The organism is Thermococcus sp. 21S9, assembly GCF_012027635.1.
Classification (GTDB): Archaea; Methanobacteriota_B; Thermococci; order Thermococcales; family Thermococcaceae; genus Thermococcus.
In genome coordinates, this window is record NZ_SNUS01000001.1 from 1,099,504 (window position 1) to 1,118,580 (window position 19,077).

The 19,077-nt window shown below is 54.2% G+C and carries 21 protein-coding genes and 1 tRNA gene; 19 read left to right on the forward strand and 3 right to left on the reverse strand.

Annotation, left to right across the window (positions count from 1 at the left end):
• Positions 1-42: 42 nt before the first annotated feature.
• From E3E28_RS06185 to E3E28_RS11290, 3 genes are all read left to right on the forward strand, one after another.
• On the forward strand, positions 43-1,398 hold the full coding sequence (locus tag E3E28_RS06185; protein WP_167914446.1) for an RsmB/NOP family class I SAM-dependent RNA methyltransferase: 1,356 nt from the start codon (positions 43-45) through the stop codon (positions 1,396-1,398).
• A gap of 25 nt (positions 1,399-1,423) precedes the next feature.
• Positions 1,424-1,591, forward strand: coding sequence for a hypothetical protein (locus tag E3E28_RS06190; RefSeq protein WP_167914447.1), 168 nt, complete (start codon positions 1,424-1,426; stop codon positions 1,589-1,591).
• Positions 1,592-1,705: 114 nt separating this feature from the next.
• Positions 1,706-2,791, forward strand: coding sequence for a DUF4268 domain-containing protein (locus tag E3E28_RS11290; RefSeq protein ID WP_167914448.1), 1,086 nt, complete (start codon positions 1,706-1,708; stop codon positions 2,789-2,791).
• Here E3E28_RS11290 and E3E28_RS06200 read toward each other — a convergent pair.
• Positions 2,788-3,405 carry a TIGR00296 family protein gene (locus E3E28_RS06200; RefSeq protein WP_167914449.1) on the reverse strand — a complete coding sequence of 206 codons (618 nt, stop codon included), beginning with the start codon at positions 3,403-3,405 and terminating at the stop codon, positions 2,788-2,790. The genes E3E28_RS11290 and E3E28_RS06200 overlap by 4 nt on opposite strands.
• Positions 3,406-3,497: 92 nt before the next feature.
• Here E3E28_RS06200 and E3E28_RS06205 point away from each other — a divergent pair, with 92 nt between their 5' ends.
• The 4 genes from E3E28_RS06205 to E3E28_RS06220 are packed head-to-tail and all read left to right on the forward strand — an operon-like array spanning position 3,498 to position 6,868.
• On the forward strand, positions 3,498-3,803 hold the full coding sequence (locus E3E28_RS06205) for an MTH1187 family thiamine-binding protein (RefSeq protein ID WP_167729016.1): 306 nt from the start codon (positions 3,498-3,500) through the stop codon (positions 3,801-3,803).
• Entirely contained in the window at positions 3,803-4,969 is a 1,167-nt protein-coding gene (locus tag E3E28_RS06210; RefSeq protein WP_167914450.1) for a DUF373 family protein, read from the forward strand. Before E3E28_RS06205 ends, E3E28_RS06210 begins: the two co-directional genes overlap by 1 nt.
• Positions 4,926-5,990 carry a hypothetical protein gene (locus E3E28_RS06215; RefSeq protein WP_167914451.1) on the forward strand — a complete coding sequence of 355 codons (1,065 nt, stop codon included), beginning with the start codon at positions 4,926-4,928 and terminating at the stop codon, positions 5,988-5,990. The genes E3E28_RS06210 and E3E28_RS06215 overlap by 44 nt, the downstream gene beginning before the upstream one ends.
• Before the next feature lie 32 nt (positions 5,991-6,022).
• Positions 6,023-6,868, forward strand: a complete 846-nt coding sequence (locus tag E3E28_RS06220) for a deoxyribonuclease IV (protein WP_167915265.1) — start codon at positions 6,023-6,025, stop codon at positions 6,866-6,868.
• On the opposite strand, the gene E3E28_RS06225 is transcribed toward E3E28_RS06220, so the two are convergent.
• The gene (locus E3E28_RS06225; protein WP_167914452.1) at positions 6,865-7,908 is read right to left on the reverse strand and encodes a P1 family peptidase; all 1,044 of its coding nucleotides are present in this window, start codon (positions 7,906-7,908) and stop codon (positions 6,865-6,867) included. The genes E3E28_RS06220 and E3E28_RS06225 overlap by 4 nt on opposite strands.
• Positions 7,909-8,101: 193 nt before the next feature.
• Here E3E28_RS06225 and E3E28_RS06230 point away from each other — a divergent pair, with 193 nt between their 5' ends.
• From E3E28_RS06230 to E3E28_RS06245, 4 genes are all read left to right on the forward strand, one after another.
• Positions 8,102-8,908: a hypothetical protein gene (locus tag E3E28_RS06230; protein ID WP_167914453.1), complete on the forward strand. Its 807-nt coding sequence runs from the start codon at positions 8,102-8,104 to the stop codon at positions 8,906-8,908.
• Positions 8,909-8,987: 79 nt separating this feature from the next.
• Positions 8,988-10,613 carry an iron ABC transporter permease gene (locus tag E3E28_RS06235; RefSeq protein ID WP_167914454.1) on the forward strand — a complete coding sequence of 542 codons (1,626 nt, stop codon included), beginning with the start codon at positions 8,988-8,990 and terminating at the stop codon, positions 10,611-10,613.
• Positions 10,607-11,611 (forward strand): ABC transporter ATP-binding protein, encoded by a 1,005-nt coding sequence (locus E3E28_RS06240; RefSeq protein WP_167914455.1) that lies wholly within the window; start codon positions 10,607-10,609, stop codon positions 11,609-11,611. The genes E3E28_RS06235 and E3E28_RS06240 overlap by 7 nt, the downstream gene beginning before the upstream one ends.
• Positions 11,612-11,684: 73 nt before the next feature.
• Positions 11,685-13,058: an NCS2 family permease gene (locus E3E28_RS06245; RefSeq protein WP_167915266.1), complete on the forward strand. Its 1,374-nt coding sequence runs from the start codon at positions 11,685-11,687 to the stop codon at positions 13,056-13,058.
• A gap of 69 nt (positions 13,059-13,127) precedes the next feature.
• Here the strand turns inward: E3E28_RS06245 and E3E28_RS06250 are convergent, their stop codons facing one another.
• Positions 13,128-13,550: a metal-dependent transcriptional regulator gene (locus tag E3E28_RS06250; RefSeq protein ID WP_167915267.1), complete on the reverse strand. Its 423-nt coding sequence runs from the start codon at positions 13,548-13,550 to the stop codon at positions 13,128-13,130.
• Positions 13,551-13,639: 89 nt separating this feature from the next.
• Here E3E28_RS06250 and dph5 point away from each other — a divergent pair, with 89 nt between their 5' ends.
• The 8 genes from dph5 to E3E28_RS06290 all read left to right on the forward strand — a co-directional run bounded on the left by dph5 (position 13,640) and on the right by E3E28_RS06290 (position 19,076).
• Positions 13,640-14,434, forward strand: coding sequence for a diphthine synthase (dph5, locus tag E3E28_RS06255; protein WP_167915268.1), 795 nt, complete (start codon positions 13,640-13,642; stop codon positions 14,432-14,434).
• A 40-nt stretch (positions 14,435-14,474) separates the two neighbouring features.
• Positions 14,475-14,552 (forward strand) — tRNA-Val (locus E3E28_RS06260).
• 534 nt (positions 14,553-15,086) lie between these two features.
• On the forward strand, positions 15,087-15,854 hold the full coding sequence (locus E3E28_RS06265; protein ID WP_167914456.1) for a putative RNA uridine N3 methyltransferase: 768 nt from the start codon (positions 15,087-15,089) through the stop codon (positions 15,852-15,854).
• Position 15,855: 1 nt separating this feature from the next.
• The gene (locus E3E28_RS06270) at positions 15,856-16,896 is read left to right on the forward strand and encodes a 50S ribosomal protein L3 (RefSeq protein WP_099209827.1); all 1,041 of its coding nucleotides are present in this window, start codon (positions 15,856-15,858) and stop codon (positions 16,894-16,896) included.
• 10 nt (positions 16,897-16,906) lie between these two features.
• On the forward strand, positions 16,907-17,674 hold the full coding sequence (rpl4p, locus tag E3E28_RS06275) for a 50S ribosomal protein L4 (protein ID WP_167914457.1): 768 nt from the start codon (positions 16,907-16,909) through the stop codon (positions 17,672-17,674).
• Between the two features lie 6 nt (positions 17,675-17,680).
• Complete coding sequence (locus E3E28_RS06280; RefSeq protein ID WP_042692801.1) at positions 17,681-17,941, forward strand: 50S ribosomal protein L23; 261 nt, start codon at positions 17,681-17,683, stop codon at positions 17,939-17,941.
• Positions 17,942-17,952: 11 nt separating this feature from the next.
• Positions 17,953-18,672, forward strand: coding sequence for a 50S ribosomal protein L2 (locus E3E28_RS06285; RefSeq protein ID WP_167914458.1), 720 nt, complete (start codon positions 17,953-17,955; stop codon positions 18,670-18,672).
• Positions 18,673-18,674: 2 nt separating this feature from the next.
• A complete protein-coding gene (locus E3E28_RS06290; RefSeq protein ID WP_167914459.1) occupies positions 18,675-19,076 on the forward strand; it encodes a 30S ribosomal protein S19 in 402 nt (133 codons plus the stop codon).
• Position 19,077 lies beyond the last annotated feature (1 nt).

Below are 19,077 nucleotides of genomic sequence, written 5' to 3' on the forward strand. Positions count from 1 at the left end.
CCTCACCGCCAGGTTTTTAAGGTATCCCTCGGAGGGCCGAGCATGGAGCTGTTTTACAGGGTGAGCTTTCAGGAGGTCGTTGCGGACGCTTTGAGCTTAGTTGATGAGCGTGAGCTCTCCTCCAAGCACGCCCTTGAGCGGGTCTTCCGGAAGGTTGCCGGAAAGGACAGGGAGAAGGCCCGCGGACTGGCGCACGCCTACGTCTTCGAGATTGAGAAGTGGAGGGGAAAAATAGACTTCATCATCAACTCCGTGCTGAAGGGCTCGAAGGTGGAAGACCTCGACCCCTATCTCGCCAATCTCCTCCGAATCGGGACGTTTGAAATCCACTTCCGGAAGGTTCCTCCGGCGGTGGCAACCGATTCCATTGTGAGGGTCGTCAAGGAGCGCTTTGACTTCAGCCGGGCGAAGTTCATCAACGCGCTGATGCACTCGATAGAGAAGTTCGACGTGGAGAGGGCCTTGAAACGGCTCAAGGAGAGGGATAGGATTGAGTGGCTTTCTGTTCGCTTCTCTCACCCGCGCTGGTACGTTGAGTATGTGATAGAGCTTCTGGGCTACGACGAAGCCGTTCGCTTGCTCCTCAGCAACAACAGGCCTCAGAGATACTACGTTCGAGCGAACACTCTAAAGACCGACGTGGACTCCCTCCGCGATTACCTTGAGGAGAACGGCGTGAGAACGGCCTTAACGCCAGTCCCGGACGTTCTAAAGGTTCTCGACTACAAGACGCCGGTAACGAGGCTTGACTGGTATAAAGAGGGGAAGTTCGTCATTCAGGATTTGGCGAGTGCTTACGTCGCCCACGTTCTCAGTCCGAAGCCGGGAGAGAGGGTTCTTGATTTGGCCGCTGCCCCGGGTTCAAAAACATTCCATGCCGCCGCGTTAATGGAGAACAAGGGCGAGATAGTCGCGGTGGACTACTCCTACGACAGGCTGATGCGCATGAAGGAGAAGATGAAGCTACTCGGGATTAAGAACGTCAAGCTGGTTCACGCGGACGGGCAGAGCTTTAAGGACAAAGACAGGTTCGACAGGATAATCCTCGACGCGCCGTGCTCAAGCTCGGGAACCTACAGACAGTTCCCTGAAGTGAAGTGGCGCTTCGACGAGAACAAGATTAAGCGCATAATAAGCGTTCAGAGGAACATGCTCCGCAACGCCTACGAGAACCTGCGCGACGGCGGAGAGATGACGTATTCGACGTGCTCGATTAGGGTTGATGAGGACGAGGAGAACGTCCTCTTCGCCGTCGAGAGGGTTGGACTGAAGATAATCCCCTACGATTTCAGCTGGGGCGATAGAGGCTTCCTCGAAATCGGGGATAAGGTGTTCCGCGCGTGGACGCACAGGCACGACTGCAACAGCTTCTTCATAGTGAAGATGAGAAAGGGTTAAAACCATTCTCCCCCAATTTCCACACATGGAGAGCGTGATCTCTGATTTTGATGACGTGTTTGCACTGGCAAACCTGTTGAGGTCCGGGCGTATTCATGGAAAACCAAGGGAACGCAGGAAGCTTAAAGGCTCTTGGAGGGAACTCCGTGAGTACATTGAAGAATACGGGTATTTTGAAGGCTTTGGCATGTAGGAAGTAACAAGTAACATTTGGGTTGGGCAATGTTTTAAAGATTAACTGGGTATTCGTTTTGGTGCAGAACTTATGTCCTACATAGTATTAAAGTCGCGAGGAGAGCTCAGAATTGTGCCCGAAGTTCAGTACTCTAATGTGCATTTAGAGCGAGATTTGCAGAGCTTAATTAGCTCCAATCCCGAAATTATTGGTTCTCTTGTGTGCGATGATTCCGAGTGTGACATCAGGTCTTTAAAGAGGGAAGTCAGACTACCAAGTGGTGGCAGATTGGATTTACTGCTGTTGGCCTCAACTGGAAAATTATTCCTTGTAGAGTTCAAACGGGATATGGGATACAGAGATGCAATAGCGCAGTTACTTGACTATGCCTCTGATATTCAAAACATGACGTTCAACGAGCTAATGAGAATTTTGGAAATAGATGTAGAAACACCAGAGCAACTCTACGAGTTTTTATTCGGTGATGCTGAGGAGGATACAATTCAGTCTTTTGTGGAGACTCTTTTGAACTCCCTGACATCTCCGTATGACATTGGTATGCTTCTTGTGTCATACTCCGCAGGAGAGGACACCAAGAGAATAGTCAATTGGCTCAGGAAGGTTGGGATTGATATTAACATAATCGAGTTTGACTATTTTACCGAGGGTGAAATAGAAATACTGGCTCCTCGGCTCATTATTGATGATTCAGCTACGGAAGATTCCAACAAACCCAAGACGTTGTCAGAATCAGAAAGGATTTACTTTGAGTTCTTCCGTGATGTCCTATCAATGTTCAAAGAAAAGAAGCCAGGAGTTACAGAACGGCGGGCGAGACCCAACAGATGGCTTGAAATTCCCTTGGGACACACTGGTGTCCATTTAGAGTGGAAGATACTAGGCCCTAAAAATTCTAAGCGTGTCAGGGTTGCTCTCATTTTAGACATGAAATCGCAAGGTTCACAACAACTCAAACAAGCCCTGATTCAACGAAAAGACACCATAACGTCAGCACTTAAAAAGAGATTGCGTGAAGATGAAATTCATTGGGATGAAACGTCATCTACTAGATCTCTCAATCTCATATACACCGAACGGGAAGCGGGACCCCTCTCGAACCTGACCTCAAATGAAGCTATAAAAAATTGGGCAGTTGAGACTATGGTTGCCTTTTACGACGTCCTTAAAGGAGAAATTGACTCCCTAACACAAGCCTAAACCAACGGCTTCCTCCTCACTGGTCCCCTTGGGTACTCCTCCTCGAAAATCTCAGCGGTGAAGCGGTAGACCTTCGTGTCCGGGTCGAGCCAGCAGTCCGGTGGCAGGCCGGCCTTCCAGCAGGTCTGGGCCAGGAATTCTTCCTCGTCCCAGCCCCACTCTATTGGCACCTGCGGGAGCAGTAAGCCCGAGTAGATGCCATTCTCGATTATTAACCCATCTCTGCCGACCTTTATCTTCCTCGGCCTCTCCTCGGGCGGACCTTCTACCGGTTCGGGCGGAGTTAGGACGCTGACCTCCACCGTTAGCTCGTCGAGTTCCTCAGGTCTGACCGGCGGGAAGCGCGGGTCCTCAACGGCCGCGTGGATTGCCGCCTTTATCGTCGCCTCGACCAGCGGGTAAATCGGCAGGGGGAAGCCTATGCACCCGCGAAGCGCCATCTGTGGCGGGACGTTGTAGCGGTTGAGAGTCACGAAGACACCCATCTTCTCCCAGAGCTCCGGCGGTGTGTCCTCAGGAGGCTCGATGACCCTTCCGTTCCTCACGTACTCCTCTATGGCTTTCCTTGCGAGCCTGACAAGGAACTCACCCCACTCGTCCTTAATCCTGTACATGCTCTCACCCCCTTAAAATTACCTCTCGTTAGTTTATTAACCTATCGCAACCCTTAAATTACTGCCGAGAAAGATTAAAGCGGGTGTCGAAGGTGGTCATCGTCGAGTTCGTGGTCGTTCCCCTCGGGGAGAAGAGCCTGAGCAGGTACGTCGCCGAGGTGATAAAGCTTTTAGAGAGGAAGGGCGTTAAATATCAGTTGACGCCGATGGCCACCATCATCGAGACAAAGACCGTTAGGGAGGCCTTCGATATAATCGAGGAGGCCCACGAGCTTATGTTCAAGCTCGGCGCGGAGAGGGTTTCCACAACGATAAGGATTGACGACAGGCGCGACAAGGAGAGGCACATGGAGGACAAGGTAAAATCCGTCCTCGAAAAGGTTGGAGAGGTGCGGTGATGAGGGTTCTCGTTCTGGCAATTGACCGCGATGACGACTTCGGCAAGAAGGCGGGCGTTAAGGGGCCGGTCATAGGGAGAGATGCCTGTATCGATGCCGCCCTGAAGCTCAGCCTCGCCGATCCCGAGGACAGCGACGCGAACGTCGTTTACGCGGCCGTTAAGCTGAGGGACGAGCTCGAGGAGAAGGGCGAATTCGATGAGGTTGAGGTTGCCATAATAACCGGCCACCCGAAAGTTGGGCTAAAGAGCGATATGGAACTTGCGAGACAGCTTGAGGAGGTTCTCAAGGTCTTTCCGGCCGATGGGGTTATCCCCGTTACCGATGGGGCCGAGGACGAGCAGATTTTCCCGATTATCACCTCAAAGGTCCCAATCATAACCTCCCACCGCGTCGTCGTCAAGCAGAGCCCGAGCATCGAGACGACCTGGTATATCATCGTCAAGTACATGAAGGAAATCCTGAGCGACCCCGAGGTCGCGCGCGTCGTCTTCGGCATTCCGGGTTTGATGGCCCTGCTCTACGGGATAGCCAAGCTCGTCGGCGTGTGGTATCCCGAGAGCGAGAAGATAGTTTCAACGGTTATTTGGGGGACTGTCCTCCTGATAATCGGCGGGATATTCTTCACCAAGGGCTTCAACTTCAGCATTGGAAAGTTCATTCTTTCACTCAGGAAGGCGGTTGTTGAGCAGTTCGTCGTAGTTCTTTCCTTCGTTGCGGGTATACTCGTCATAGCGAGCGGTGCAATCAACGCCTACCTGAACCTTGAGAGCTATTCGCTTAAGCTAATCGGCAGTTATCCGGGAACATCGCTCCTGGCGACTCTGATTTACCTCAACGCCCTTGCGGGCTCGATTGCCCTGGGAATCGCGGTTATGATGGCCGGAAGGGTAATCCAGGCTTACCTCAAGAGGGACCACCACATATGGTACTACGCGTCTGCCCTTCTCATGACGCCGGCCCTCTGGGTGACTATTGACCTCACCACCCGCTACGCCCTCGCGATACTGACGATTTCGGACATAGACGTCTTCCAGAAACTGCTCTTTGCGATTGCCGACGTTGCGCTCGCCGTCGTGGTTGGTGTTTACCTCCGTGGAAAAGTTAAAGGATGGATGAAGGTTGAGACTGGAGGAAGCGATACGGGAGTACGAGCTAAGGCGTGAGGAAGGCCTGAAAAAGGCCGAAAAACTCAGGAAGAAGTACAACAAGTGGCTTGGAAAGAAGAAAAAGGAACTTCTCAGGGCCGTCGGAAAGCTGGAGAAGGCCACGCCCCCGAAGAATGTGGACGAGAGGCTCCTCCAGATAGTTGAAGCCGACCGGAGGAACTACGTAAGTGCCATGAGGCATGCCGTTGAGGGAATTCAGACCATCGATGACCTCGGAAAGCGTCTTCCAGACCTTGCGAAAGTTCACGTTGACTACGGAAAGCACGTTATGATTCTCTTCGAGAAAGAGGTCTACGCGGTTAATTCCCTTCTCAAGGAGCTCAGCGAGGGCTACACGGAGTTCAGGGAAGAGCTTGAAAAAAGCGTTCCACCGGAGATTAGTGTTGTGGAGAAGCTTGAGGAGCTCAGAAAGGCTCAGCGTGAATTCCAGGCCAAGAGGGATGCGCTTTCAAGACTCGCTCACGAACTCGAAGAGGAGAGGAAAAAACTCGAGTCCCTCCTTTCATCGGAGGAGTTCGCGAGAGTTGAGAAAGAGGCCCGTGAAGTTTCTTCTAAGATTCGCTCAATCGAGCTTGAACTCCGTTCAAAGGTCTCAAAGCTCCAGAAACCACTTAAGAGGATGCGCCTCGGCGGAATAGCAGATGAGGTTGCCCGAGACAGTGGGGTTGCAATTGAGAGGCCCGAAGAGTTCCTGTCCCTTCTCGTCAACGTCTACCCGAGACTTGAGGGAAAGGCCAGGAAATCGGCGGAATGGTTGCTTGAAAACCTTGAGGGCAAGCTGTCCGAGCTGAGTGAACTTCGTAGGGAACAGGAAAGGCTTGAGGCACGGCGGGAGGAGCTCCTGAGAAGCGTTAAGCCCGTTCAAGATGAGCTCGTTGCCATAGAACGGGAGCTGTCCCTGCTGGCGGACGATGTTAAGAAGCTCGAGAGAAAGCTTCTGAGAATCGAGGCCGAGCTCAAGGAGGAGCTAAAGAAGCTGGAGGACTACCTTGGTGAGAGCGTTGAGGTAAGTTTTTAAGTTAGGCTTCCCTAATCAAACCGGTGAGAGGGATGTTCAAAGTAGACAGGTTGCGTTTCGGAACCGCTGGAATACCACTCTCAACGCCAAAGCGCTCAACGATAGACGGCATCATCCACGTGAGAAACCTTGGACTGGACGCGATGGAGCTTGAGTTCGTCAGGGGCGTCAACCTCAAGCCAGAACTCGCGAAGAAAATCAAGTACGTCGCCAAAAAGCACGACGTCCTGCTCACGGCGCACGCCCCTTACTACATCAACCTCAACGCGAGTGAAAAAGCCAAGGTCGAGGCAAGCAAGAGGAGGATAATCCAGAGCGCCGAGAGGCTTTATCAGGCGGGTGGCTGGAGCGTCGTCTTTCACGCGGGCTATTACCTCAAGCAGGACCCGGCGAAGGTTTACAACAGAATCAGGGACGCGCTGAAGGAGATTGAGAGGGAACTCCTTGACAGAGGAATAAAGGTCTGGCTCAGGCCCGAGCTGACAGGAAAGCCGACCCAGTTCGGCGACCTTAAGGAGATAGTGAAGCTCAGCGAGGAGCTTGAGACCGTTTTGCCAACGATAGACTTCGCGCACGCCCACGCGAGGAACAAAGGCAGGTGCAACTCCGTTGAAGAGTGGCGCGAGATGCTGGCCTTTATCGAGGACAGGCTTGGCAGAGAGGCTCTGGACAACATGCACATCCACATGAGCGGTATCGAGTACACCGAGAAAGGTGAAAAGAGGCACCTCCCGCTCCAGGAGAGTGACATGAACTGGGAGGACCTGCTTCGCGTTCTCAAGGAGTTCCGCGTCAAGGGCGTTGTCATAAGCGAGAGCCCCAACATCGAGGAGGACGCACTCCTGATGAAGAAGAAGTACGAGGAGATAAAGGTTTAGGCCTTTTCGAGCCTCCCGTACCTTTCCATTATCTCGAGCAGTTTCTCTACGGGCAGGGCGTACCTAACGTGGCCGTTGCCCTCGACGGTTTTCGCCCCCAGGAGGGCGTTGATTATCGCCTCTTCCGTCGCCTCAGCCGTTGCCTTGAAGAGCCTGCTGAGGGCGTTGTCGGGCAGGAAACTTATCGGGTGTGGTTCTTTGTCGAAGGGAACGGTTTGAGCGGTCGAGAAAGCTAAGATGACGTCGCCACTGCCGTGATAGGCGTAGCCACCCGTCCTCGCGAGGCCCACAACGGCCCTCTTCGCGAGCCTCTTCAGTTGCCTCGCCGTTAGCGGAGTGTCTGTCGCTACCACCATCGAGATGCTACCCTTACCAGAGGTTCCCCTTCCAGGGTAGTCCTTCAGCTCGAGACCGACGGGAACGCCGGCGATGGTCAGGTCCTCCCGTTTTCCGAAGTTCGCGAGGACGAGCGAGGCGACCGTATAGCTCTCGCCACCTATCTCGACAACCCGTGAAGACGAGCCTATCCCGCCCTTGAACTCGAAGGCGCTCATTCCAGTTCCCGCTCCAACTGCTCCCTCCTCGAAGTCCAGCGAGGCGTTTTTGAGGGCCTCGAAGTAGTGCTCCTCCCTAACCGCCATCTTCCTGACGTTGTTGAGGTAAGCGTCGTTGCACTCCATGACGAGGGGAGAAACGCTCTTCAAATCGGGGTTCAGCTCAATCATGTGCTTCACCATCGCGCTCGCGACCGTGTAGACGCTCAGCGTGTTGGTTAACGCTATCGGAGTCTCAATGTAGCCGAGCTCGTCAACCTGGACGAAGCCTATCGGCTTGGAGAAGCCGTTCATGACGAAAGTGGCCGAGAAGAGCCTCTCTTTGTAGGGGTTCTTGACCGGTGGTAAGAGAACCGTCACGCCAGTTCTCACGTCCTCCCCTTCGATGAGCGTCGTGTGGCCGACTTTAACGCCCAAATCCGCTATCGAGTTCCTCTTTCCGTGCTCGTAAACGCCGATTTTGATTCCCAGCTCTGGGGCCTTCATGGTATCACCCAAACGATTCAACACCAACAGTGCTTTTAGGATTTGGGAAATCTATTTCAGGTTGGATTAAAAATCCATCGGGCGACATTATTAGTTCAAAATACAATACGTTGATTAAACTTAGTTTATCTCGGGTCCTTTAACTAACTTTCTTATTTTATTTTTTCCAAACTATAGCAAAGGTGGTGAAATTATGGGTGTTGATACCTACGTCTACCTTGTCTTTGATAAGAAGCCAGAAGAGGTTGAAGACTTCCTTAAAAGGGAGTTTAAAGTTGAGGTTAGGGATGAAGAGTTCGGTGATGCTCGGATGGATTACCTCAGAGGGAAGGGTCTTTTAGGAGAGGACTTTCAGTTAATCACCTCAGGTGAGTTGCTCTTTGACCCGCCACTGAGGACTGACGATGGTGAGACGATAGTCGATGCGGACTTTCGGATTTATACTGTCAAAGGCTACACAATCCTCGAAATCCACCCTAATCCAAGAAGCTGGTGGTGGTTCGTCCTCAGCTCGGAGGTTATCAGGCTCTTAAAACAATTCATGAAGGCAGAACCCCTCCTAATATGCGGCTACCGGGATGATACAGACCTTACAGAACTTGGCTTCGAGCAAGACATGTCGTATTTGCTCATAAACTTGCTTCCCGAGACAATTAAAAACAGAAAGCTCGAAATTCTGCCCTCTGGTCTCACAGTGGTGAAGAAAGAGCTCCTTGGCATTGAAGATGGCCTTTACGAGCTTATTGAACGACCCAGGCGGGAGGAGAAGGAGTATGTGCTTGTTAAAACCCTAGATAACTATAAAGTGCTCGTTTCGATAGAGGAAATCGATTTGACGGATGAAGAGTGCTACAGTGACATTTTAGAGGACAAAGCATTGTTCAGTTTAAAAATCGTTGGACTCACCTTCAAGCGCATCGGCCGGAAGGTGGAGGACGAGTTCCTCATTAAAAGGGCCGAGGAGTACTTTAAGGCTCAGGTGGGGGAAGATGGACGGTGATAACTATACTTTGCTTTCGTGTTTGGGAAGGTTTTATTGTTAATCAACCCTTATAAACCCTCAAAACCGAGTTTTGGCCATGAGGTTCAGGCCGAGCTACCTACTCATAGCCTTCCCGCTGGCCTTCCTGCTCCTCTTCTTCTACCTGCCTATGGTGCATATTCTAAAGCTGGGTCTCTGGGATAACGGCCCGACGCCCAAGTTCCTCTCGGCAGTCCTCGGCAACTCCTACCACCGCTGGGTTATACGCTTTACAATCGGCCAGGCGCTCGCCTCGACCGTCCTTACGCTCATTATTGGCCTCCCCGGGGCGTACATCTTTGCCAAGTACGACTTTCCGGGCAAGAGGGTAATCAGGGCTATTCTGACAGTCCCCTTCGTAATGCCTGGTATAATGGTCGCCCTCGGCTTCATCCTCCTCTTCGGAAAGGACGGCTTCATAGCCCACCTCCTCGGACGCGACCCGGGGATAATCTACACGTGGAAGGCCATACTCCTCGCCCACGCCTTCTACAACTTCCCGATAGTGGTTAGAATGGTCTCGTCGCTCTGGCAACGCGTTAATCCCCACTACGAGGAGATGGCCAAAACGCTCGGTGCGCGGGGCTTCAGGCTTTTCTGGAAGGTGACCCTGCCCCTAATTTCGCCCGCAATCTTTGCCTCGGCGATGCTCACCTTTGTCTTCTGCTTCCTGAGCTTCTCAATCCCTCTAATCCTCGGTGGCTACCGCTACGTGACCATGGAGGTGGACATCTTCTCGACCGTCATGACCCTTCTTGACTTCCGGACCGGCTCCGCTCTGGCTGTGATTCAGATAACCCTGAGTGCCATCTTCATGTACCTCTACCTCCGCTCCCTTGAGGCGTACTCTAAGAGGGAGGAGCAGAGGGTTCTTCAAAGACCCCAGAAGCTCGGGCCGAGGGATTTTCTCAGTATCAGGGGGCTGGGTGTGGTCCTGTATTCGGTTCTCGTGTTCGTCTTCATCGTTGCCCCACTGCTGGCGATAGTTTACGACTCCCTTCTCTTCAACGGTCACCTCAGCCTTGAGAACTACCGCAGGGTCTTCTCGCCGGAGTACAACCCGATGTTCGGCGTCTCGACCCTCGGTGCGATAAAGAACTCCCTCCTCTTCGGTTTCACGACCGTTGTAATCTCGATTCTCGTCGCGCTCCCGCTCGCTTACCTGCTGAACCGTTGGGACTTCCGGGGAAAGCGCGTTCTCGACGTTCTCGTCATGCTACCCCTTGCGAGTTCCCCAGTAACGGTCGCGCTCGGATACATAATGGTCTTCCAGTCAACGCCCCTCTACTACACCTTCTGGATTGTGGCTATAGCCCACTCCGTCATAGCCTACCCCTTCGTCTTCCGCTCCCTCTCAACCGGACTGGCCAAGATAAAGCGGAACCTGCGCGAGGCCGCCTTGACGCTCGGAGCCAACGAGTGGAAGGCATTCCTGAAGGTGGAACTGCCACTGGCCCTTGGAAGCCTCATCGTTGGGGCAATCTTCGCCTTCGCGATGAGTATAGCCGAGCTGGGAGCGACCTACATGCTCGCCCCGCCGGAGTACACCACGATGAGCCTCGCCGTTTACAAGTTTCTTGGTGCGAGGCACTTTGGAAGCGCTTCTGCCCTCTCGGCCATCCTGATGGTGGTGTCTGCAGTAGGATTCCTAATAATAGAAAAGGTCGGTGAGGAGGTATGGTGAGTATTGAGCTCAGGAACGTAAGCAAGCGCTGGGACGGCTTTGAGCTTCGCGTTGACCTCTCGGTGAAGGACGGCGAGTTCCTGACGTTGCTCGGCCCGAGTGGCTGTGGAAAAACGACGACGCTGAGGATTATAGCGGGCCTTGAAAAGCCTGACTCAGGGAGGGTTTTCTTTGGCGGTACCGACGTTACGGACCTTGAGCCCAACGAGAGGAACATCGGCATAGTCTTTCAGGACTACGCGCTCTTTCCCCACATGACGGTCTTCAAGAACATCGCCTTCGGTCTGGAGATGAGGAGGCTCTCGAAGGGGGAGATAGAGAGGCGGGTTCGATGGGCCCTCGAACTCGTCGGGCTGGAGGGCCTTGAAAACCGCTATCCGGAGCAGTTGAGTGGCGGACAGCAACAGCGCGTTGCCCTCGCGAGGGCTCTTGTCATTGAGCCGGAAGTCCTGCTCCTGGACGAGCCCCTCAGCAACCTCGACGCGAAGATAAGGGAGCGCCTCCGCTCCGAGATAAGGCGGATTCAGCGCGAGCTCGGGATAACGACGGTCTACGTCACCCACGACCAGGAGGAAGCGATGGCTATAAGCGACAGGATTGCCGTCATGAACGTCGGAAGAATCGAACAGGTGGGAGAGCCACTCGAGCTCTACTACCGGCCGAGGACGGAGTTCGTGGCGCGGTTCCTCGGGACGAGCAACATCCTTGAGCTTGAGGCCGAGAACGGCGTGGCGAGGCTTGGAAACCTTGAGTTCCCGGTTGGTGCTGATGGAAATGTTAAGGTGTTCTTCAGGCCTGAAAGTGTTTTGATAACTGAAGGTGAAGATGCCACTGTTACAGGTTACGAGCTCCTCCCTGGGAGGATGAGGCTTTATCTGGACGTCGAGGGTCATACAATCATAGCGGAGCGTCCCCTGCCGGATTTGCCCTTTGAGCCAAACCGCGTTCCTCCGCGGGTGGGCATCTTAGTAAGGTCTTTCTCCCTCCTCAGTTTATAACAGATTTATGTCAAAAAAAGTTTTATAAGCTCATTCTATCGCCGTTTTTATGTCAACATCTGGGGGGACGCTCATGGAGTGGTTTGAGAGGTACTTCGAGTTTGACAGGTATGGAACCAATATGAAAACCGAAGTTCTCGCTGGAATAACGACGTTCCTCACGATGGCGTACATCCTCTTTGTCAATCCGCAGATACTCAGCGCTGCGATGGGAAAGGATGCCTTTGACTCCCTCGTCGCCGTAACTGCGCTCTCTGCAGGACTCACGACGATTCTCATGGGTATCTATGCCAAGAAGCCCTTCGCCCTCGCGCCGGGAATGGGTCTCAACGCCTACTTCGCGTACACTGTCGCGCCTAAGTACGGCTGGAAGGTCGCCCTTGCGGCGGTCTTTGTCGAGGGCCTAATCTTCATCGCGCTCACCCTCACCAAGGTCAGGAGCGCGGTAATCCACGCGATTCCAAGGAGCCAGAAGTATGCCATCGGTGCTGGAATTGGTCTGTTCCTGACGCTTATTGGCCTGAACGACGTTGGCCTGCTCTCCGCGCAGGTTGAGGGTGCCAAGGATGCCGTCATCCCGCTTGGCAAGACTGTTCTCCTGAGTGGAACCCTTAAGTTCACCGGCCTGAACACATCGGTTCTGACCTCAAAGCACGTTCTCCTCTTCGTCTTCGGACTCCTCCTCACAGGTGTTCTGATTTCCATGCGCATCAAGGGGGCCCTGCTCATATCAATCCTCACGACGAGCTTCCTTGGTTGGATTACCGGAGCGGCGCCGTGGCCACACAAGCTGTTCTCGACGCCGACTATAAGCTACACCTTCATGAAGATGGACCTTCACGGTCTCATAAGCGCCGGAGCCCTTGGAGTCGTCTTCGCGTTCTTCATGGTTGACTTCTTTGACACCCTTGGAACCGTTACCGGCCTGAGCGCCAAGGCTGGCTTCCTCACTAAGGACGGCAAGGTTCCCGATGCGGAGAAGGTTCTCCTCACCGATGCAATTGGAACGACCCTCGGTGCCGTCCTTGGAACATCAACAGTCACCACTTACATTGAGAGTGCAGCGGGAATCGAAGAGGGCGGAAGGACGGGAATGACGGCCCTCGTTACCGGCCTGCTTTTCCTCGCGATAGGCCTCTTCATAGCTCCCCTCGCCGGCGCGATACCTTCCTTCGCAACCGCTCCCGCGCTCGTCATAGTCGGTTACTACATGCTCAGTGCCCTAAAGGAGGTCGACTTCAGCGACCACACCGAGGCCCTGCCGGCGTTCCTTGTGCTCGTCACGATACCGTACACCTACTCAATAGCGGACGGAATAGGAGTGGGCTTCATAAGCTACACAGTCCTCAAGGTCTTCAGTGGTCGCTGGAGGGAAGTTCATCCGCTCATGTACGTCCTGGCCGGTGTCTTTATAGCCTACTTTGCCTACCTTGGAGGTCTCTTCTGAATTCTTCCATTTTGAACTTTCTATTCTTCAAAAGAAACGCTGGAACAAGAAGACGGAAGCAGAAAAGAATCATTCCTCCAGTTTCTCCTTGAGGAACTGCTTGAGAACGTACGGACACTGCTCTTGAATGAACTTCGCGAACTCTTTCATTCTCTTGACCGTAATCTCGCTGACGTAGTGCTCGAACTGGCAGGCGTCGTGCTCAGCTATCTCGGGCGGAATTCCGAGAATGTCAACGAAGAACTTCGTGAGGAAGACGTGCTTCGAGTAGGTCTCCTCCGCTATTCTCTTGCCCTCCTCCGTTAGAAGAATCCTGTCGTACTTCTCGTACTCAACGAGACCCTTTTCGGCGAGCTTTTTGAGGGCGTCAACGACGCTCGGCGGTTTGACGTTCATTATCTTGGCTATGTCCTTAACCCTGATTACACCCTTATTCTTGTGAAGGATGTACATAGCCTCCAGGTACTCCTCCTCCCTCTTGCTGACCTGCACGGCCCTCACCGGGTTAGGTTCGCCAAAAACCTTTAAGTAGTTTTCCCAAAACTTAAAAGTTTTAGGGAAATCCGGTATCGGTGGTGAGAATGGCGCTCTACTTCATAGGGCTCGGACTCTACGATGAGAAGGACATAACGCTCAAGGGCCTCGAAACGGCCAGGAAGTGTGAGAAGGTCTTCGCGGAGTTCTACACATCGCTCCTCGCGGGAACGACGATAGACAAAGTGGAAGAACTCATAGGCAAGCCAATAGTCAGGCTGAGCAGGGAGGACGTTGAGCTCAACTTCGAGAAAATCGTCCTTCCGGAGGCGAAGGAGAAGGACGTGGCGTTTCTCACCGCCGGAGACCCGATGGTGGCGACGACCCACTCCGACCTGAGAATCCGGGCGAAGAAGGCCGGTGTTGAGAGCTACGTGATTCACGCCCCGAGCATCTACTCCGCGGTGGCCGTAACCGGGCTTCAAATTTACAAGTTCGGAAAGAGCGCGACCGTTGCCTATCCGGAGAAGAACTGGTTCCCAACGAGCCACTACGACGTAATCAGGGAGAACCGGGAACGCGGTCTTCACACGCTTCTCTTCCTCGACATAAAGGCCGAGCGGAACCGCTACATGACCGCCAACGAGGCGATGGAGATACTCCTTCAGGTAGAGGAGATGAAGAGGGAAGGCGTTTTCACGCCCGAAACCCTCGTCGTGGTTCTGGCAAGGGCCGGCTCGCTGAACCCGAGGATAAGGGCAGGCTACGTCAAGGATATGATTAACGAGGACTTTGGAAGGCAACCCCACGTTCTCATAGTTCCGGGAAGGCTCCACATCGTCGAGGCGGAGTACTTGGTCGAGTTCGCGGGTGCGCCCGAGGAGATTTTGAAGGAGGTTTAGCGAAAGCTTTATATTTTTGCCCGCTCTCCATACTCCGGGCGGGCCCGTGGTCTAGTCTGGTTATGACGCCGCCCTCACGAGGCGGAGGTCCGGGGTTCGAAGCCCCGCGGGCCCACCAGTACAGCCCTTTCTGACGAAAGCGCTGGCGGAAGAGTGAGTGCATGTTCTAAGATTTAACAATTGTAAAGTGGAGTTTCTTATTAACTTGCCCTTTGTTGAGTGTTTCACTCTCCAAACGGCGTCCTTCGGACGCCAAAAATAAGTTGAAACTAATACTCAAGGCATCTTTGAAGTTAAACTCGTTTTAAAATCGCGCCTTAATTAGTGCACAACTGTCTTTTTGCCCGTTGGCGAGATAGGGCACTTCTTTGGTCAAGCTTTCTTAAAGCTTGTTCGCCTGCGCGAAGTTTGGGGGTGTGGGGGCGCTAGCCCCCCGGAGGTTTGGAAGAAAACGGGGGTTATGGGGCGAAGCCCCCTCCGGGGGTTTGAGAGTACAGAGAGATAAGGGGGCAGAGCCCCCTTGTCTTTCGTTTGCAAAAAATTTTCATACTCTCAAACACGAAAAAGGGTTGCAGGGTTCGAAAGTCTTTTAAATAGTCTCCATAAGCTCCCTTCAGCGCGTTGGGGTTAGGGAGGACAGTGGGGGCGAAATATGGCCTGGCACGTCTTCATTCCCGATTCCCTCCTTGAGGAAACCGACGACCCAAAAATCCGGACGTACAAGGTTGGGCAGGTTGCGAGGGCCTGCGCAATCTTCGGCGTCGAGCACATCTGGATTTACAGGGCAGGCGGAAGGGACGGGAAGTTCATAAAAACGGTCCTTGAGTACATGGAGACCCCGCAGTACCTCAGGAAGAGGCTGTTTCCCCTGATGCCCGAGCTCAAGTACGTGGGCGTCGTCCCCCCGCTCAGGACGCCACATCACAAGCTCAAGGGAAAACCAAGGGTCGGGGAAATCCGCGAGGGCTACGCCTTCCGGAAGGGAAGGAGAATCTACGCGGACATTGGACTCGACGAGCTGGCAATCGTTGAGGGAAACGTCGAAGGCAGGGCAACGTTCAGAATCGTGTCAACGAGACCCCTCAAGGTCGTTCCGGCGAAGCCAACTGAATACTGGGGGTACAAAGTCCACCTGAGTGGGAAGCCCCTGGCGAAAACACTTAAAAAGGCTCACCTGGATTTGGCAATCGCGACCTCGAGGAAGGGTCGCGACGTGAGAAAGGTCAACCTTCCCCCGCTCGAAGGGGAGGTTGGTATCGCCTTTGGCTCGCCGAGGAAGGGCGTTATGGAGCTCCTCGGCGGAGAGTACGAGTTCGACTTCGTGCTCAACACGATTCCAAATCAGAAAACTAAAACCGTCCGCACCGAGGAGGCGCTCCTCGCCACGCTGGCGATATTCAATCTCATGAGGAGGGATTGAGATGGGAAAGGTTCACAGACCAAGGAGAGGTTCACTCGCCTTCAGCCCAAGGAAAAGGGCTAGGAGTGTAGTCCCGAGAATCAAGAAGTGGCCAAAGGACAGTGAGGTCAGGATGCTGGGCTTTGCTGGCTACAAGGCCGGAATGACCCACATCCTCATGATAGACGACAGCCCCGGGCTCACCAAGGGCAAGGAGATATTCGTGCCCGTGACCATAGTTGAGGTTCCGCCTCTCTTCGTCTACGGAATCAGGGCCTACAAGCAGGGCTACCTTGGCCTTGAGACCGCCACCGAAGTTTGGTTCCACGAGCTCAACGACAACGTCAAGAGGCGTATAAAGACCCTGCCGAAGAACTACGACGAGGAGGCCTTCAAGGCCAAGCTCGGTCAGCTTGAGGACCTCGTCAACGACGGCGAGATTGTCGACGTCAGGCTTCTCGTCCACACCCAGCCCTGGCTCATCAAGCTCAAGAAGAAGCCCGAGGTTATGGAGTACGCCATCGGTGGCGACGACGTTAAGGCCAAGTTCGACTACGCCAAGGAGAAGATAGGCAAGGAGCTCCGCGCGAGCGAGGTTCTCCACGAGGGTGAGCTCCTCGACGTCATAGCGGTCACCAAGGGTAAGGGTACCCAGGGCCCGGTCAAGCGCTGGGGAGTCAAGGTCCAGTTCCACAAGGCCCAGAGGGCCGGAAAGGGCAGGCACATCGGTAACCTCGGTCCCTGGCACCCCGCTCGCGTCATGTGGACCGTTCCGCAGGCCGGTCAGATGGGCTTCCACCACAGGACCGAGTTCAACAAGAGGCTCATAGCGATAGGCGAGAACGGAAAGCTCGTGCTCAACGGCAACGAGATTGAGATAACCCCGAAGGGTGGCTTCCCGCACTACGGAATCGTCAGGAGCGACTTCCTTATGATTGAGGGTAGCGTTCCGGGTTCCTTCAAGAGGATAATCCGCGTTAGGCCTGCTATAAGGCCACCCAAGAAGAAGCCACCCGTTGAGAGGCCCCAGATAACCTACGTCAGTAGGGAGTCCAAGCAGTGAGGTGAGATAAATGAAGGTTAAGGTCTTCAACCTCGAAGGCGAGCCCGTTGAGGAGATAGAGCTCCCCAAGGTGTTCAGCACTCCCTTCAGGCCCGACCTCATCAGGAGAGCTGTCATCGCTTCCTGGACCCACAGGATACAGCCCCAGGGAAGGGACCCGCAGGCGGGTAAGAGAAGGGTCACTGAGAACATCGGTAAGGGCCACGGAATGGCGAGGGTTGAGAGGATAAAGACCCCGCCGAGGTTCGCGGCATTCGTTCCGTTCGCTCGCGGTGGAAGGAGAACCCATCCGCCGAAGGTCGAGAAGATAATCTGGGAGGACATCAACAAGAAGGAGCGCAGGTTGGCCATAATGAGCGCCATTGCCGCAACCGCCAACCCCGACCTCGTTAGGGCGAGGGGTCACGTGGTTGACAACGTTCCGGCCTTCCCGCTGGTCGTCGTTGACGACCTTGAGAAGGTCTTCAAGACCGCCCAGACCAGGGAGATATTCAAGAAGCTCGGCGTTTGGGACGACATCGAGAGGGCCAAGAGGAACACCAAGATAAGGGCCGGTAAGGGTAAGATGCGCGGAAGGCGCTACAAGAAGGCCAAGGGCCCGCTCATCGTCGTTGCCAAGAACGAGGGAATCGTCCAGGGAGCGAGGAACCACCCAGGTGTTGACGTCGTTACCGTTGACAACCTCGGCGTTGAGCTTCTCGCGCCCGGAACTCACCCCGGAAGGCTTACGGTCTGGACTAAGGGCGCTATAGAGAGGCTTAGGGAAATCTACGGGTGATGAGAGATGGACCCCTATAAGGTTATCATAAGGCCACTCGTTACCGAAAAGGCTGTTTCGCTCATAGAGAGGGAGAACAAGCTCACATTCATAGTGGACAGAAGAGCTACCAAGGCCGACATCAAGAGGGCCGTGGAAGAGATGTTCAACGTCAAGGTCGAGAAGGTCAACACCCTCATCACCATGAGGGGCGAGAAAAAAGCTTACGTCAAGCTCAAGCCCGAATACGACGCGAGTGAGATTGCCGCAAGGTTGGGATTGTTCTGAGGTGATGTGAGATGGGAAAGAGTCTCATACAGCAGAGGAGGGGTAAGGGCACTACCACCTTCCGCGCTCCTTCCCACAGGTACAGGGGAGCCGTTAAGTACGTTCCTCTTAGCGTGACTAAGGAGAAGACCCTCAGGGGAATCGTTGAGGAAATCCTCCACGACCCGGGAAGGACCGCCCCGGTCGCGAGGGTCAAGTTCGAGGACGGGACCAAGAAGCTCATCCTCGCTCCGGAAGGAGTCCTCGTCGGCCAGGAAATCTACATCGGCCCCGAGGCTCCGGTGGCGATAGGCAACACCCTTCCGCTCGCCAAGATACCGGAGGGAACCTACGTTTACAACATCGAGGGCATTCCGGGCGACGGCGGAAAGTACGTCAGGGCTGGAGGAACCTACGCCCTCGTCGTCAGCAGGGAGAAGGGCAAGGTCATCGTTCAGCTTCCGAGCGGTGAGCTCAAGCAGTTCAAGCCCGAGTGCAGGGCAACCATCGGTGTCGTTGCCGGCGGTGGAAGGCTCGAGAAGCCCATCGTCAAGGCCGGTAAGGCCTACTACATCGCCAAGGCCAGGAACAGGTTCTGGCCCAAGCCGAGGGGTGTCAAGATGAACGCCGTCAACCACCCGCACGGTGGTAAGGAGCACCACATAGGCAGGCCGAGCACCGTTTCGAGGCGCGCTCCGCCCGGAAGGAAGGTCGGTCACATAGCCGCGAGAAGAACTGGTAGGAGGAAGTGAAGATGGCGAGAAAGAAGGAGTTTAAGTATAGGGGTTACACGCTCGATGAACTGCTCAACATGTCCCTTGAGGAGTTCGCCAAGCTCCTTCCGGCCAGGCAGAGGAGAAGCCTCAAGAGGGGCCTTAGCCCGGAGCAGAAGAAGCTCCTCAGGAAGATTCGCCTGGCCAAGAAGGGCAAGTACAGCAAGCCCATAAGGACCCACAGCAGGGACATGATAGTCCTCCCTGAGATGGTCGGCATTACCATTCACGTCTACAACGGCAAGGAGTTCGTCCCGATTGAGATAAAGGAGGAGATGATAGGCCACTACCTCGGTGAGTTCGCCCTCACGAGGAAGATAGTCCAGCACGGCTCACCGGGTGTTGGAGCTACCAGGTCATCGATGTTCGTGGCAATCAAGTGAG

Bases quoted from the DNA above. Each gene is read 5' to 3' on its own strand.
- E3E28_RS06185 (WP_167914446.1), top strand. From the start codon at position 43: ATGGAGCTGTTTTACAGGGTGAGCTTTCAGGAGGTCGTTGCGGACGCT.
- E3E28_RS06190 (WP_167914447.1), top strand. From the start codon at position 1,424: ATGGAGAGCGTGATCTCTGATTTTGATGACGTGTTTGCACTGGCAAAC.
- E3E28_RS06200 (WP_167914449.1), bottom strand. From the start codon at position 3,405: ATGTACAGGATTAAGGACGAGTGGGGTGAGTTCCTTGTCAGGCTCGCA.
- E3E28_RS06210 (WP_167914450.1), top strand. From the start codon at position 3,803: ATGAGGGTTCTCGTTCTGGCAATTGACCGCGATGACGACTTCGGCAAG.
- E3E28_RS06220 (WP_167915265.1), top strand. From the start codon at position 6,023: ATGTTCAAAGTAGACAGGTTGCGTTTCGGAACCGCTGGAATACCACTC.
- E3E28_RS06225 (WP_167914452.1), bottom strand. From the start codon at position 7,908: ATGAAGGCCCCAGAGCTGGGAATCAAAATCGGCGTTTACGAGCACGGA.
- E3E28_RS06230 (WP_167914453.1), top strand. From the start codon at position 8,102: ATGGGTGTTGATACCTACGTCTACCTTGTCTTTGATAAGAAGCCAGAA.
- E3E28_RS06235 (WP_167914454.1), top strand. From the start codon at position 8,988: ATGAGGTTCAGGCCGAGCTACCTACTCATAGCCTTCCCGCTGGCCTTC.
- E3E28_RS06240 (WP_167914455.1), top strand. From the start codon at position 10,607: ATGGTGAGTATTGAGCTCAGGAACGTAAGCAAGCGCTGGGACGGCTTT.
- E3E28_RS06245 (WP_167915266.1), top strand. From the start codon at position 11,685: ATGGAGTGGTTTGAGAGGTACTTCGAGTTTGACAGGTATGGAACCAAT.
- dph5 (WP_167915268.1), top strand. From the start codon at position 13,640: ATGGCGCTCTACTTCATAGGGCTCGGACTCTACGATGAGAAGGACATA.
- E3E28_RS06265 (WP_167914456.1), top strand. From the start codon at position 15,087: ATGGCCTGGCACGTCTTCATTCCCGATTCCCTCCTTGAGGAAACCGAC.
- E3E28_RS06270 (WP_099209827.1), top strand. From the start codon at position 15,856: ATGGGAAAGGTTCACAGACCAAGGAGAGGTTCACTCGCCTTCAGCCCA.
- rpl4p (WP_167914457.1), top strand. From the start codon at position 16,907: ATGAAGGTTAAGGTCTTCAACCTCGAAGGCGAGCCCGTTGAGGAGATA.
- E3E28_RS06280 (WP_042692801.1), top strand. From the start codon at position 17,681: ATGGACCCCTATAAGGTTATCATAAGGCCACTCGTTACCGAAAAGGCT.
- E3E28_RS06285 (WP_167914458.1), top strand. From the start codon at position 17,953: ATGGGAAAGAGTCTCATACAGCAGAGGAGGGGTAAGGGCACTACCACC.
- E3E28_RS06290 (WP_167914459.1), top strand. From the start codon at position 18,675: ATGGCGAGAAAGAAGGAGTTTAAGTATAGGGGTTACACGCTCGATGAA.